The organism is Thermodesulfobium acidiphilum (genome assembly GCF_003057965.1).
Lineage (GTDB): Bacteria > Thermodesulfobiota > Thermodesulfobiia > Thermodesulfobiales > Thermodesulfobiaceae > Thermodesulfobium > Thermodesulfobium acidiphilum.
In genome coordinates, this window is record NZ_CP020921.1 from 869,939 (window position 1) to 885,615 (window position 15,677).

Sequence of the window (15,677 nt, forward strand, 5' to 3'; positions counted from 1 at the left end):
TTGAAAATGACAGAAGAAGCATTTTTAAACGATCAATTTCTTCAAAATGCTCTAAATAGAGCTGAGAAAAGTTATTTTGAAAAAAGAAGAAAATTAGAAAAAGTTTTTGATTTTGAAAAATTTAAAGATGAAATAAGGGATATTAAAGAAAAAAATATTAAAAATTTAGAAGAAAACATTGTTTTTCTTTTAAACAACCTTAGATCAAGAGGTTTTAAGGTTTTTTTTGCGAAAGACTCTGACGAAGCTCTTGCATTTTTTTATAACATACTTACAGAAAAGGGCATAAAAAGAGTTGTAAAATCAAAGTCACTCACTACTGAAGAAATAAATTTGAACTCATTTCTTGAGAAAAACAATATTACTCCTGTAGAGACAGATCTTGGTGAATGGCTGGTTCAGCTAAACAACGAAAAAGCTACTCATATGACAGCTCCTGCAATCCATATGTCAAAAGAGAAGATCCTAAACTTTTTAAATGAGAAGTTCAATGCAAACCTTAAGCTGGACATAAAAGAGATTGTTGATTTTTGTAAAAATGAAATAAATAAAGAGTTTGATAACACAAACTGCGGCATTTTTGGGGCTAATGCGGTCACACGGGATGGTACATTCTTCATAGTGAGCAATGAGGGCAATATTCAGCACGTATTGAATCATGACATAAACATTTGTATTGTGGGCATAGATAAGATAGTAGAAAATGCAGATGAAGCCTTTAAAATTGTTTCATTTTTGCCAAAAAATGCTACTGGTCAGGTTATCACATCTTGGATAGACGTTTTTACAAAGCCTCCAGGTGATGAATTTTTCGTAATACTTCTTGACAATAACCGTTCGAAAATCGCCAGAGAAGAGAAGTTTGACAAGATCTTAAACTGCATAAAATGTGGAGCATGTCAGATGGCATGTCCAGTATATACTACTGTGGGCGGCCAGTTGTTTAGGGGCAAGACCTACGCTGGGCCAATTGGCGTATTGCTTTCATATATGGAAGATTATAAATTGATGGATGAATTATCTTTTTTGTGTACAGGCTGTATGGCGTGCGATGAAGTCTGTTCATCCAGAATTCCAATTCAATCACTAATATTAGAAATAAAGTCAAAGTATGAAAGAAATAATGTCATTAAAAAATTCGCAATTAAAAGTATGAAAAATTACAGACTATTAAGGACTCTTATATCCCTTGCTAGTCCGTACTTTAAAGATGGTATCAAGATGAGAAGATTTAAATTTTTAAGAGATGAGTTTGGACTAAGTTTTAGAACTCTGCCAGCTATTAACAAAGAGTCATTTGACACAGTAAAAACTAAATCTTCAAAAATTGGACTATTTGCAGGCTGCTCTACCAACATATTTTATGATGATGTGGGTAAAGATTTATTACGTTTATCTAACTTCTTAAATATAGACATAGAGATTATAAATCAAAGTTCTTGCTGTGGGGCAGCAGCCCTTTACAATGGATTAAAATCTGATGCTATCAATCAGGCACAGAAGACATTTAAAGATATTGAGAAATTTGACAAGATTTTATTTCTTGACCCTCACTGTGCGCACATGGTTCAAAGAGATTATGTTGAATTTTTCGGCATAGATTTTTCCGATAGGGTAGTGGATGCTGGATTTTATTTTGTCGAATTTCTGAAAAACAGAAAATATAAATTTACTCCTTTGAATAAGGTCTTAACCTATCATCATCCTTGCCACCTTTCAAGAGGTATGAATCAAGCTATGCAAATCGAGGACTTTATAAAGGAAAAAGAAAAGAGATTTTCTGAATTAAACGAGAAGGACAGATGCTGTGGCTTTGCAGGAACATACTCTATTATGCACAAACACATTTCCAACAAACTCGTTCAGAGAAAGATAGATAATATTATTAATTCAAATTCAGAAGTTGTAATTACCTCTTGTCCAGGATGCATAATGCAAATATCTGGAGCCCTGGACGTTATGAACTCTAAAAATATTGGAGTAATACACTTTGTATCATATCTTAAAAATATTTTGGGAGCCTAAATTGATAGAAAAATTTATAGAAATAGCGAATCTAAGTGGTGTAGAAGTAAAAATTGTTAAGAATATCGACTTTTTAAATGAGTTTGGTCTAAATACTTCTTTGGATTATGATTCTAATAAAGACGTTGGATTCATAAAGGCTCTATCAGGTGCGACCGAGAGCGCAAGCGCAGTCATCAATATTCCAAAACGCGAAAAGCTAAAATCCATATTAACTTCGAAAACTCTTTATATTTCAGTTGAAAACTCTTCTTTGAGATCTACATTAAGCGAAGCCTATTTTTTTGCAAAACAAAAATGCCAGGATGAATATATGCTATTTATCTCTGGAGAGAGCAAAACTGCAGATATAGAGAAGACATTGGTCAGTGGCGTTCAGGGACCTGAAAAAATTATATTTTTAATTCTTGACAAGGGCTGAAGGTGATTAGATGATCAATAATTTAAATTTTTCAAAGTCTCAAATAATAGTGCTACTAATACTTTGGTCAGCATTTCTCTTCTCTTTTGTGGACAGGCTTGCCTGGGCGCCAGTTATCCCTCTTGCAGCTAAGGCTCTTTCGCTAAATGCGAAAGAAGCGGGGAGTTATATGAGCGCATTTTATTTTGGCTATATATTGACTCAACTTCCGGGAGGATATCTGGCTGATAGATTCGGTTATAGAAAGATTTTACTTTATTCGTTTTTTATAATGGGTTTTTTTACTATATTGATGGGCACAGTTGGAAACTTCTGGCAAGGTTTTTTTTATAGAATATTTGCGGGAATGGGCTCGGGGGCTATATTTTCTGCATGTGTAAAGGGTGTATTTGATTGGTTTTCTGAAAAAAACAGGTATACTGCTATGGGATTTTTTATGACTGCATCCTCTGTTGGAGTTTTCCTGGTAAACATTTTTGTGCCCACAGTAGCAAAATTTCATGGCTGGAACGCTTCATTTTATGTTGCAGGAACGCTGCCAATTATTACACTCTTATTTGCATACTTTTTTCTTTGTGAAAATAGCTCTTCAAATGATAGAAAATCAATTTTGAACTTTGTTTATGACATAAAGATCTTACTTAAAAATAAAGAATTTATGCTAACAGGTTTAGCTGGCTTTTTTGCAATGTGGGCTACATGGGGAACAGCTACTTGGGCTAACTCATATTTAAATAAGGGGTTGGGGCTTACTCTGATTCAGGCTGGCTTTTTTATGTCGGCTTTTGGAATAACTGCGTTAATATGTAAACCTATTGCTGGGATACTAACCGATATTACTGGCTGGAAGAAAAAGAATATTTTATTTTTTATGTTAATTTTATTTTTTATTTTTTTGGTCATTTTTGGAATAAATAGAAGCATCTTTGCTCTGTATTTTCTTGCGCCTATATTAGGGATTCTTGCATTTGTCTACAGTCCTGTGATGAATACCTTTGTAGGAGAGCTGGCAGACAAAAGAAATATTGGCATTGCAATGGGTTTGATAAATGCAATATGGCAGCTTGGATCTCTAATATCTCCACTGGCTGTTGGATTCGTGCTTGACTTAACACACAGTTATTTTTATGCATTTTTAACCCTGGGAATTGGTCCACTATTAGGATCTATTATTATGTTGTCTGCATCTGATAAGTAGAATTTTTGTGTTTTTATTGTTTCTCATTATTTAAGCTGTTCATAAGCTCTTAGTTTTGCACCTTTCTCTAAAACAAAATAGATCCGATTTAACTGTGATCATATTTAAGCACATGGCTATTAATTTAAAACATATCCCTTATTTCATCTATACCTTTAGATTTTATAACGGCTCTGTGAAATTCTCTTAACTTCTCCCTATCTTTTGTTTTTTTTCATTAAGAGCTTTATATCTCCTGGAACTTTATCAAACTTGGCTTCAATGATATCTAAAAGTAAATCCTGGGCATCAATGATCATACCCTCTTCTCTTCCCTTTTCTATCCACTTCTCAATTACAGGTGCAATCTTATCACCTCCTACAGTAGAGTCTAATATAGCCATCATTTTCTCTTCTTCTAGATCATTTACATTTTATCCCAATTATCCCAATTCGTTTTTCCATGATAGAAAACTACTGGAATAAACTGAACTTGTCTAAATTAAACCTCTTATACTTCTTTGAAATCTTTTCTATGTTTATTTGATGTATGTCTTCCATAAATTGGTTTAAACACAAGGATAAAAAGATGTCAAATAGGACTTTTTTCAAATATCATTAAGTCTATTCTTGACAATGGCTCTGTTTACTTTAATATCCTAGCGATTATATTTGTTTTTATTTTGTCATCAATTCCTATACTGTAAAAAAATAACGTACATAATTTTCTGTAAAAGGGAAATGATTATCAATAAAGAAATATAAAAGGTCATTGTCCTCTGATAGAATATAGGGTTAGCTAAGCCAAATGATGTAGTTATAAAAAATAGTTTAAAGAGGTGGTCTTTATGCCAGATGCAATATCAGAGCAAGAAATCAATAAAAAGTTGTTGGATTTTATAAGAGAGCTTAAAAAAGATGGCAGACAGAGGTTGTTGAACGAGGAGGCTACCAAGCAAAGTGTTATTTTACCAATACTTAATGCCTTAAAATGGAATGTGTTTGACATAGAAAGCGTTTTCCCTGAATACTCTGTTAATGATAAAAGAGTTGATTACTCATTAAGATCTAACAAGAAAAATAAGGTTTTTATTGAAGTAAAAAAGATTAATGAAGATTTGGATCAGCACCAGGAGCAGCTTTTAAATTACTCTTTTCAAGAGGGAGTGGGGCTTTCAGTTTTAACAAATGGAATCAGTTGGTGGTTTTATTTGCCTTCAGGAGAGGGAAGTTGGGCTCAAAGAAAATTTTATACCATTGAAATATACGAACAAGAAGATAAAGTTGTAGTTGAAAAATTCGAAAAGCTTTTATCCAAAGATAATGTAGTTTCTGGCAAATCTTTGGAATATGCCAAGGAAATTTATTATAACAAAGAAAAACAAAATTTGATTAATACTACGCTTCCAAAAGCATGGAACAAAATAATAACTGATCCGGATGAACTTTTAATTGAGCTTTTAGCAGACGAAACAGAGAAATTGTGCGGATATAAGCCGGATAGTGAAACAGTAGAACAGTTTTTAACAAGAATTTCTCAAGAGGAAATAAAAACCGAAAATATATATGTGCCAACAAAAATAAAGTCTATGCATAAAAAAAGTGATAGTTCAGTTTCTAATCAATACAGTGGAAAAAAGCCTATTTCCTTTTCTTTTAAAGGCGTTAAATATTCATTGCGTTCATGGAAAGAGCTGATAGTAAAACTATGTGAAATTATCTTATCTAAGCACAAAGACCAATTTAACTATGTTCTTGATTTGCATGGCACAAAAAGACCATATTTTTCTAGCAAATTAGATGAACTTAGAAAACCAGAGAGAATAAGTGGAACAGATATTTACCTTGAGACAAACCTTAGCGCTAATAGTATAGTTAAGTTATCAAAAGATATAATAACGTTGTTTGGTTATAAAGATAGTGATTTAAAGATAGAAATTCAGTAAAACAATAAAAGAGCTTTTGTTAGATCATTGAAATCAATTTTTGTAAAAAAATTTTTCTTTATATCAATATTTATTTAATCGTGCTACAAAAATGATATAACAATAAGCATTGTAAAACAATATGCTATGAAAATGGGGTGTTATTTGAAACAGATTTATCATGAAAAATTCGGATTTAAACTATATCATGCAGATTGGTTGGAAATTTTAAACACTTTGCCAAAAAACTCTAAAAATATGATTTTTGCTGATCCATTCTATTTATCAATGCGGTTTCGCTTTAGAAATTAATAATTTTCATTTTCTAAATGTTTAAGCCTAATGCATCTCCAAATTTATCATGTCGTTTTTTACAGCTAGCTACGAGACTCTGCTTTTAAAATCAAATAGCTTTTAAGTAATTTTTTTCATTTTAGTTTACATAAGACACATTATCAGCAATTCAATATGACTTTCTGTACTGAATATTTCGATTGAGAAATTATTTGAGCTCCAAACCTAATTGATATCTTGTTACTTGAAAACGATGCAAAAAAAGGAGAAAATCTATCGGAATATGACTTAACAGATTCAGTTGTTGCTAAAAATATTTTTTCAGGCATTATAAAGTATCCAATATTATTTGGACATAATGGTTCATGGACGATTAACAGTATATCGTGATATAAGCTATCAAATCCAATGTTTTTAATATCTGGATCAAATGATCTGCTATCTCTTGATGGTAAGGAATTAATGAATAAATTAAAGAAATTTGTGCCTAAAATTAAATATGATGGATAGATAGTATTAATCCTTTCGAATTTCTTGGCAGCGCTCATAATATTTGGAACTATTAACTCATAATCAATAAAGATTGGTTCATATGAGTACTTATCAAAATTATTAATATTTTTAGGAAAAGCTGTGTAATAAACTTCATCTAATACGCTTTTTATAAACATTTTTGAAAATTGTTTTACCTGTGAATAGCATCTAGATTGTTCTTTCTTTATTAGGTTATTGAATGACATATCATCTAATATTTCGTAATCTTCTTTTGATAATCTGGTAATGTAAATGTCATCTAAATAAAGTTTATTATTATCATCAATATTGGTAATTCCTTGAAAAAACTTAATGTTTTTCAATAGTAGATAGAATAGAGGACTTGATTGTAAACAAGTTTTTAAAGATCTTTTAACAAAATAATCATTTATTATATTTAACATTTCGTCATAAAAATTTTTATTCATACCTATAATTTTATATTAAATTTCAATTTTTGTAATTATTATTTATTTCTCCATAAACGTTTGGTCTTAGTTTGTTATTCTTAAGATTTTAAAGAACTTTGATATATCAAAGAATTTATTCTATTTTGAATAAATGATATTATCTCTTTCATCTCATCTTTAGATACCTTTGTGACAGATTTTGCTAGTTCTTTTATTTCGTTTTCATCCTTTCCTGTTAATTTTGAAATATAAAATATTTCCACTGAATCCTTATTATCTCCTAAACGTCCACAACCACCTATTGTCCCTAAAAATTCATTGCCTATAAAAATAGGAATTACAAATTTAACCATCCCAGCATCACATTCATCTATAACGGTTTCTTTTTTATCTAATGCAATTTTTCCTAATATTTGCTGAGCAACAGAACAGATCATAAGAGAGTTGCTATTATCTTTTATATAAGGACATAAAGCATTACCCATTTCTTTTGACCTAACCAGAATAAAGTTATCAGGCTTATAAACTACTCCAGTAAAGTTAAATTTCTCATGTATTTCTTCAACAAGTTTTGTTAGTTCTGACATAGGAATAACATCTGTAATTTTCATAAATAATTTCCTCCTTTAAAAAATTCTACAAAGTATTATGTTGGTTTTAGATATTATAGAAATTAACAAAAATATACTTAAAACCGTGTTCTTTATAAAGCAACAAGTTTTAATTATATCACTTTTAAATTTTTTAAAATTAAACAAGGATAATAAAAAATTATATTTTTAAATAATATAATAAATTTTTTTTATTAATAGTATTTATTTAGTTCATTTAAAAGCTTGGCTTTAAAAAGGACAAACAAATAAATAAAAACTCGCAATCCACTTATTTAGTATTTGGCTGATAGTTTAAGCGAATTACGAGAATTAATTAATTTTCTAATTAAAGTTTCTAACATTAAAGAAAAAAAATCTTAAAATAAAATACAAAAACATGCATACAAATATGTAGTTAACTGGATAAAATAGCATCTTTACATTATCTAATAGAAAATTTGAAACCAAAATATAAGGTACTAAGATAACAAAAAATAATGAATTGGTTGCTATTTTAAGAAAAAAATATTTACCATAAAGATCATTAAATTCAGATTCAAATCCTTTTTGAGCATCCTTATTTTTTTGTGCGAGAGCAAGTATTGTATAGTATTTTATTTCTTCAAGCCTAATTTGATAATTATAAAGTTTGTTATAATTCTCTTTTAAAAGCCTAGGCCCTAGCAGATCATTTATCTTATCTGCAATAAAAATAACAAAGAAATTTATTATAATAAATATAACGTCTACGATCTTTATACTCCTGGGAGATTTATTGCGAAAAAGCCCTTTAATATATATCCAAATCCTACATATACTGCAAGAACTCCAAAAAGAATATAAAGAAAATTCATTGGCAAATACTTCTGTGTCTTAGGACCAATATATGCTCCAATTAGTATTCCTGCCATGCCTATAAGAATTGGTGGAGCTATCTTTATGCCAAACATTAACCAACCTACTATTGTTGAAAGCATGCCAAGGGTTACTGCCATTACAGATGCGCCTGGAACAATATAGAAGGGAAGTCCAAGAACTATTGAGAGGAATGGAACATAAAGAAATCCTCCTCCTACACCAGCAACAGCAGATACAAATCCTACCACTACGCCAAACAAAAAAGGTCCGAAGTTTTTTACTTTGAAGTGTTCTCCAAAGAAGTCAAATTCTACTGCTGCTAATCCAAGCTTTAGGTTTTCAATACCTTTTAATTCACTAAGACGTCCTTCAGCTTTTAACTTCTTTACTTCCTCCTGGAATCTTTTTGCGGCATCTTTACCTTTGCTCTTTGTCTTTGCTGCAAAGGGGGTTACCTGATAAAACATAAATATAGACACAAGAAGCGTAAGACAACCAAATATGCCTATAACGCTTGACATGTTTAGCTTTCCACCTGTAAGCCATACCCCCGCTTGAGCTCCTAATACGCTGCCAATACCCATAGCAAGACCAGCAGTCCAGATCAGTCTCTTGTTCAAAAACCACTGTATGGTACCCATAGTAGTGTTTACGCTTGTAATAAGTGAGTTAGATAACCTTATATTATCTGACAAATACTTCCCTGAATCTATTTCTTTACCACCAACTGAAGCCTTTATGCCTTTTAAAGAACTAGCCTTTGCACCAAGACCCAATACAGAAATATGGCCAAAACCTGCCATAATACCCCCAAAAGCACCTACAGTTGCCATAATCCAACCGTTCCAAATTGACCAAAGAAAATATACTACTGCATCAATCTGAACCTTTTGATCACCAATTTGAAGCCAATCTACTGGAAAGATCATATTGCCTCCTTTCTAAGATATATTTTACTTATAATGTATACTAATATATTAATCTCAGTAATTCAAGTATTATACTTGTATTTTTATATAATAATAATTTATCTTTCTATAAATAGAGTTTTATATAATTTATAAAACTAGTAAAGTTTTTAAAACTGTCCCCCTCTTTCATCTATCTTAGCTAAAAACTCTTTGTTATTTTTAGTTTTCTTAATATATTCAAGAATTAATTCAGTAACGTCACTTCCTTCTCTTGAGGACAAAACTCTTCTTAAATGCCAAATTTTTCTTAATTCTTCAGGTGTTAAGAGAAGTTCTTCCTTTCTAGTACTAGATTTCTTTAAATCTATTGCTGGGAAAATTCTTTTATCTGCAAGTTTTCTGTCTAATATCAATTCCCAGTTTCCTGTTCCTTTAAATTCTTCAAAAATGACGTCATCCATTCTGCTTCCTGTTTCCACAAGGCAAGTAGCTAAGATTGTAAGGCTTCCACCCTGTTCCACACATCTTGCTGCACCGAAAAATCTCTTTGGTTTGTGTATAGCAGAAGCATCAATTCCACCTGAAAGAGTTCTACCGGTTGTTTGAATTGTGGTATTGTATGCTCTAGTTAACCTGGTAATAGAATCCATAAGTATAAGCACATCTTTACCAATCTCTACTAACCTTTTTGCTCTTTCAAGAGCTAGTTCAGATATTCTTGTATGATTTTCTTGTTCTTCGTCAAAAGTCGAACTTATTACTTCACCTCTTACAGATCTCTTCCAATCAGTTACTTCTTCAGGTCGTTCATCAATTAAGACTACCATAAGATGAGTATCTGGATGATTAATTTCTATTGATTGTGCAATTTTTTTTAGAAGAGTAGTTTTACCAGCTTTTGGGGGCGCAACTATTAATCCCCTTTGTCCCTTGCCTATTGGAGTAAAGAGATCGATAATTCTTGTCGATTCATCTTCTGATGAATTTTCTAATTTAAACCTTTTGTGAGGAAAAACAGGCGTTAATGATTCGAAATGTTTTCTGTTCTTTAGTTCTTCTGGTAAAATATCGTTTATATGATCTATTTTTATTAAACTGTAATACCTCTCACTATCTCTTGGTGGCCTAGTAAGCCCAGAAATTTCATCCCCCTGAAGAAGTTCAAATCTCCTTATTTGAGATGGAGCTACATAAATATCATTTGGTGATGGCTTATAACCATTTACCCTTAAAAATCCGTATCCTTCCTGAGTGATATCGAGTATCCCACTTGATCTTACAAGATCATCTCTTTTGTCATCTCTAGGATATTGCCTATCTTTAAAGGTATAAAATTCTTTTTTTTGGAAAGTAGTGGCTTCTTTAACTTGAATGTTATTTTTATTGATCTCTTCTTGTGTTTTGGTAGGTTTTACTTCTTCGGTAACTAATGCCTGTGTTTGTTCCTGATTTGTCGAAACAGCGTTTTCTTTTTTTCTCGTGCTCTTCAGTTCAATTTTTGCATCAGAAATTTTATCAAGCAATGATTCTAAATTAGTGTTATTTAAAGGTGTTTCAATTTCACCTTTACTTTCACTCTTTATACTCTCTTTGGTTGACTTTGTTTTTTTATACTCTTCTTCTTTGCCCTCAGTTTTCTTTATAGCGTTCAAGATTTTCTCAATTAATTCTGTTTTTTTCATAATGAAATAACCGGTGACTCCTACTTGTTTTGCAATTATTCTAAGCTCTTTTACAGATTTTTCATTTAATTCTTCGTTAGTAAATTTCATGGTGTTTTATCAAGACTTGGGGTTGTCCCTTGTCCTTCCTCCTTTCGTTTTTAAAATTAAGTTAAGTCAAATTTAAATAATATAGTCATTTAAAAAGTCTGCATAGTCTTGAGGTATGTCTAAAGTAATTTTTACTCCAGATGTAGACCATTCTTTTTCTAATATCTTTCCAGAAAAGTTCTTAATTAAATTAATAATTTTGGTTTTTTCATGGGGTAAAAAAATTTTAATTATTATTCTGTTTGGATATAAAAAATATTTTATTTTCGCTAGTAATTCATTAATTCCATAACCAGTTACAGCACTTATAAGACAATATGGTTTATATAATTGTGCAAGATCATGAATGTTTGTTAAATTTGTACATTTATCAATTTTGTTAAAAACAAGAACACCTGGAATATCATTTGAATTTATTTCCTTGAGCACATCGTTAACACTTTTAATATCCTGTTTTATAATTTCAACAGGCTTTGAGGCATCCACAACATGTAATAGAAGGTCTGATTCACTAATTTGAGATAATGTAGCCTTGAAAGCTTCTACTAATCTATGAGGTAGTTTTCTTATAAACCCTACTGTGTCTGTAAGAAAAACTTTTGTATCATCATCAAACTTTATTATAGCAGTTTTTGTGTCAAGTGTAGAAAATAGCTGATCTTTTACTAAAACGTTTGAACTAGTTAAAATATTCATAAGAGTAGACTTCCCGGCATTCGTATAGCCTACTAAAGATATATTTGGAAAATTTGAAACATTTCTTCTCTTTTTTATAATTCTATTTCTCTTTTCAATCAACTTTATTTCATTCTTTAATTTACTAATTTTTAAACTTAACGCTCTTTTATCTATTTCCTTTTTTGTTTCGCCTGGCCCCCTAGTGCCTATTCCCCCACCTAATCTAGATAAAACTTGTCCCCATCCAGAGGTTTGAGATAATAAGTAGTTTAACCTTGCTAATTCTACTTGTAATTTACCTTGTTTTGTACTGGCTCTTTTAGCAAAGATTGAAATAATTAACAAACTCTTATCAACTAATTCAACATCCCAAAAATCACTAAGAAACCTGAAAAAATGCGGATCTACTTCATCATCTATTATAACAGCTTCAATTTCATTTTCTAAGATTATTTTTTTTATCTCTTCAGCCTTGCCCTTACCAATAAAGAAACTTGAGTCTTTATTTTTTAATTTATATAAAATCGAAACTACTGGTTCAAAATTTGCTGTTAAACAAAGTGCCTTCGTTTCATCTAAGAAGTACTCTACATTTTCATTTGAATGATATGTTTCTAAAATTAATGCTCTTTTAGGCTTACTTTTTAACAAATTTTTTAAAATTGTATACTTTTCGACTTCATTCTTTCAATAGCCTCTTTGATCCTATCTTCACTTACAGTAATAGCAAATCTAACATATTTATTCCCCTCTGAACCATAGCCGCTTCCAGGAGTAACTACAATATTTGTTTCTAATATTAATCTTTCTGTAAAGGATGAGGCATCAAAATCTTTTGGTGTTTTTACCCAAAGATAAAAAGAACCTTTAGGAGGTTTTATATCTGATCCTAAACTTTTCAGACCGTTAACCAATAAATCTCTTCTTCTAACATAAATGTTATTCATTTTTGCTATGAAATTGGAATCATCCCTTAGCGCTACCTCAGATGCCTGTTGAATTGCAACGAAAAGTCCTGAATCAACATTTGTTTTTATAATACCCAAGGCTTTGATAGCCTCACTCGATCCTACAACAAAACCTACTCTCCATCCTGTCATATTGAACATTTTTGACAGGGAATGAAATTCAACACTTACTTCTTTTGCGCCATCAATCTGTAACAAACTAGGGCTTACATAATTATCATAAGTCATCTCAGAATATGCCATATCATGGCAAATTAGAAAATCATATTTTTTAGCATAATAAACAGCTTTTTCAAAAAATTCGAGATTAGCTACAGCTCCAGTTGGATTATTTGGATAATTTAAAAATAAAATCTTTGTCTTTTCCAAAATTTCAACAGGTATTTTTTCAAACTCAGGTAAAAAATTATTTTCTTCGTTTATGGGCATAAAGTAAGGTGTTCCACCAGCAAGAATTGTTGCGACATTGTAAACTGGATAAGAAGGGTTTGGTACCAGTGTATAATCACCTTCATCAACAAAAGAAAAAGGAATATGTGCAATTCCTTCTTTAGAACCAATCAAGGCCATTACCTCTTTATCTGGATCCAGGCTAACGTTAAACCTTTTTAAAAACCATTCGGAAATAGTCTTTCTAAAAGAGTAGGTTCCTTCATATGGTGGATATCTGTGATTTCTAGGGTCTTCAACAAATTCTTTCATTGCATTGACTACAAACATTGGGGTTGGTAAATCTGGATCACCTATACCAAAATCTATTAAGTCTCTACCTTCAGCTCTAAGTTTATTTTTCTTTTTATCAATTTCAGAAAATAGATAAGGTGGTACATTCTGTATTCTTTTCGCGGTTCTGATTTTTAGTTCCTCCTCAATGAAGATATTTATTTTAATCCTAAGTTTATTTTTATAGAATATGGAGCGGGAAATGGGATTCGAACCCACGACCCTCGCCTTGGCAAGGCGATGCTCTACCGCTGAGCTATTCCCGCATTTGCTTTTTCTGGTGGGCGAGAAGGGACTTGAACCCCCACGGTTTTATCCACCAGATCCTAAGTCTGGCGCGTCTGCCATTCCGCCACTCGCCCCAGTGACTATGATGTATTATAGTTATAAATTTTTTTTTGTCAATTGTTTTTTAAGAAATTTCAAAATTAATCGATAAAACATTTTATAATTTCTTCGTAATCACTATGTCTTCTATCTCTAAAAAAAGGCCATATTCTTCTTACTTTTTCACTTTGATCTAAATCAATGTTTACATATAATATTTGTTCTGTTTCTTTTGCCCTTTCTAGATATTCTCCTTGAGGACCACAAACAAAACTATTACCCCAAAATCTTATTTTTTGCTTTTTGTTTGATTCTAGGCCTACTCTGTTAACCGATATTACTGGCAGCGAATTTGCAATTGCATGAGATCTTTGAATTGTGAGCCAGGAATCTAATTGTTTTTTTTGTTCTAATTTACTATCATTTGGATCAAATCCAATTGCTGTAGGATAAATTAGTATTTGCGCACCCTTAAGAGCCATAATTCTTGCAGCTTCTGGAAACCATTGATCCCAACAAATTAAAATCCCTATTTTTCCCAGACTACATTTTATTGGCTCAAAACCAAGATCTCCCGGCGTAAAATAATATTTTTCAAAATAACCTGGATCGTCTGGGATATGCATCTTTCTATATTTCCCAGCTATTTTTCCATCTTTATCAAAAAGTATTACACTGTTATGATATATGCCTTGAGACCTTTTCTCAAAATATGGAAAAACTATTGCAATGTTATTTTTGCGAGCAAAGTTTTGAAAATTCTTTAAAATATCTGAATTATCATCCAATGCAAGATCAAAGTTTTTTGGGTCATAGGATATACAAAAATATTTATTTAAAAACAGTTCTGAAAAAATTACAATGTCTGCACCATTTTTTTTTGCCTGTAATATTATTTTTTCAGATTGTAGGACGTTTTCATCAAATGTAAAGTTACAAATTTTTTGTACAATACAGACTCTAATTTTCATTTTTTAAAACCTCTCTATTAAGAAAGCCATCTGGAATATTATTAGTAGCGCAGTGCAAAGCCCCACCTTGAGTAATTAGTATTCTTGAATCAACTGGTATTACTTCTTTGTCAAAGAATATTTTTTCAAACACCTCTATAGCATTTTCGTCTTCTTTTGAATGATATATTGGAACTAAAACTGCAGAATTAAATATTAAAAAATTAGTGTAAGTTGCAGGTAAATAATTTCCTTGTTTGTCTCTAACTTCTGGTAAAAATATTGGAATTAAATTAAAAGGCTTATTGTTACAATCTCTAAAATTAGTTAATTCTTTTTCCATCTGATTGAGCTCATTATAATATGGGTAATTTTTATTTAATGATTTTGAATAAACTATAGTATCTTTATTTACAAATTTAGCTAACATATCAATATGAGAGTCAGTATGGTCCCCCATCAATTTTCCACTCTTTATCCATAGAATCTTTTTTTGCTCAAATATGTTTAGAAATAATTCTTCAATAGCCTCTTTAGAATATTGAGGATTTCTGTTTTCATTAAGCAGACAATTTTGTGTAGTTAAAATTATTCCAGCAGAATTGTGATCTATACTACCGCCTTCCAATACAAAGTTTATATCCTTTTTTATTACACGTTTATCAAAAATCCCAGATGAAAATAACTTGTTATTCAAATCGTTATCAAATTCAAAATTAAACTTATTGCCCCAACCGTTAAATTTAAAATTTAAGAAAATCAAATTATCATTCTTTTTAATAAAGATTGGCCCATTATCTCTAATCCAGGTATCATTAGTTTTAGCTTTTAGGCAGACTAGATCTTTGTAGTTGAAGTTTAATTCATTTTCACAGCTCAAATCTTCAGGAATTATTAAAATTACTTTCCCAAATTTTATAATTTGATCTATCAAACTGTGGTAAAATAAGCGAATTTTTAGCAAATTTTTGTTCCAATCAGTTTTTTCATGTGGATAAACAAGAATTAGTCCGTCTTGTTTTTCCCACTCTGCAATTAATGTACTCAAAGATAAACCTCCAATTTTCATATATTATATAATATATAATTTTAACTTCTTTATATATAATTA

General features: G+C 30.9%; 13 protein-coding genes and 2 tRNA genes. 4 read left to right on the forward strand and 11 right to left on the reverse strand.

Annotated features, from left to right (window positions below; all coding sequences use genetic code 11):
- The first annotated feature begins 6 nt into the window (after positions 1–6).
- From TDSAC_RS04485 to TDSAC_RS04495, 3 genes are read left to right on the forward strand one after another with little or no spacing between them, the layout of a single operon-like run.
- Positions 7–2,025: an LUD domain-containing protein gene (locus tag TDSAC_RS04485; RefSeq protein ID WP_234405771.1), complete on the forward strand. Its 2,019-nt coding sequence runs from the start codon at positions 7–9 to the stop codon at positions 2,023–2,025.
- A 1-nt stretch (position 2,026) separates the two neighbouring features.
- A complete protein-coding gene (locus TDSAC_RS04490; protein ID WP_199919930.1) occupies positions 2,027–2,446 on the forward strand; it encodes an LUD domain-containing protein in 420 nt (139 codons plus the stop codon).
- Between the two features lie 10 nt (positions 2,447–2,456).
- Positions 2,457–3,644 (forward strand): MFS transporter, encoded by a 1,188-nt coding sequence (locus TDSAC_RS04495; protein ID WP_108309080.1) that lies wholly within the window; start codon positions 2,457–2,459, stop codon positions 3,642–3,644.
- 197 nt (positions 3,645–3,841) lie between these two features.
- Here the strand turns inward: TDSAC_RS04495 and TDSAC_RS04500 are convergent, their stop codons facing one another.
- Positions 3,842–4,030 carry a hypothetical protein gene (locus TDSAC_RS04500; protein ID WP_150130294.1) on the reverse strand — a complete coding sequence of 63 codons (189 nt, stop codon included), beginning with the start codon at positions 4,028–4,030 and terminating at the stop codon, positions 3,842–3,844.
- Between the two features lie 441 nt (positions 4,031–4,471).
- Here TDSAC_RS04500 and TDSAC_RS04505 point away from each other — a divergent pair, with 441 nt between their 5' ends.
- Positions 4,472–5,569 carry a type I restriction endonuclease gene (locus TDSAC_RS04505; RefSeq protein ID WP_199919931.1) on the forward strand — a complete coding sequence of 366 codons (1,098 nt, stop codon included), beginning with the start codon at positions 4,472–4,474 and terminating at the stop codon, positions 5,567–5,569.
- Between the two features lie 434 nt (positions 5,570–6,003).
- Here the strand turns inward: TDSAC_RS04505 and TDSAC_RS04515 are convergent, their stop codons facing one another.
- From TDSAC_RS04515 to TDSAC_RS04560, 10 genes are all read right to left on the reverse strand, one after another.
- Positions 6,004–6,699, reverse strand: coding sequence for a hypothetical protein (locus TDSAC_RS04515; protein WP_150130295.1), 696 nt, complete (start codon positions 6,697–6,699; stop codon positions 6,004–6,006).
- A gap of 185 nt (positions 6,700–6,884) precedes the next feature.
- A complete protein-coding gene (locus TDSAC_RS04520; protein WP_108309083.1) occupies positions 6,885–7,397 on the reverse strand; it encodes a PocR ligand-binding domain-containing protein in 513 nt (170 codons plus the stop codon).
- 737 nt (positions 7,398–8,134) lie between these two features.
- The gene (locus tag TDSAC_RS04525; RefSeq protein ID WP_108309084.1) at positions 8,135–9,166 is read right to left on the reverse strand and encodes a sulfite exporter TauE/SafE family protein; all 1,032 of its coding nucleotides are present in this window, start codon (positions 9,164–9,166) and stop codon (positions 8,135–8,137) included.
- A 149-nt stretch (positions 9,167–9,315) separates the two neighbouring features.
- Entirely contained in the window at positions 9,316–10,920 is a 1,605-nt protein-coding gene (gene rho / locus TDSAC_RS04530; protein WP_108309085.1) for a transcription termination factor Rho, read from the reverse strand.
- Between the two features lie 72 nt (positions 10,921–10,992).
- A complete protein-coding gene (gene hflX / locus TDSAC_RS04535) occupies positions 10,993–12,249 on the reverse strand; it encodes a GTPase HflX (RefSeq protein ID WP_199919932.1) in 1,257 nt (418 codons plus the stop codon).
- A 5-nt stretch (positions 12,250–12,254) separates the two neighbouring features.
- The gene (locus TDSAC_RS04540; protein WP_108309087.1) at positions 12,255–13,508 is read right to left on the reverse strand and encodes an LL-diaminopimelate aminotransferase; all 1,254 of its coding nucleotides are present in this window, start codon (positions 13,506–13,508) and stop codon (positions 12,255–12,257) included.
- Positions 13,481–13,555, reverse strand: a tRNA-Gly gene (locus TDSAC_RS04545). Before TDSAC_RS04545 ends, TDSAC_RS04540 begins: the two co-directional genes overlap by 28 nt.
- Before the next feature lie 12 nt (positions 13,556–13,567).
- Positions 13,568–13,651: transfer RNA gene (locus TDSAC_RS04550), tRNA-Leu, on the reverse strand.
- Between the two features lie 66 nt (positions 13,652–13,717).
- Positions 13,718–14,587 (reverse strand): carbon-nitrogen hydrolase, encoded by an 870-nt coding sequence (locus TDSAC_RS04555; RefSeq protein ID WP_108309088.1) that lies wholly within the window; start codon positions 14,585–14,587, stop codon positions 13,718–13,720.
- Positions 14,577–15,614, reverse strand: a complete 1,038-nt coding sequence (locus tag TDSAC_RS04560) for an agmatine deiminase family protein (protein WP_108309089.1) — start codon at positions 15,612–15,614, stop codon at positions 14,577–14,579. Before TDSAC_RS04560 ends, TDSAC_RS04555 begins: the two co-directional genes overlap by 11 nt.
- Between the last annotated feature and the right edge of the window lie 63 nt (positions 15,615–15,677).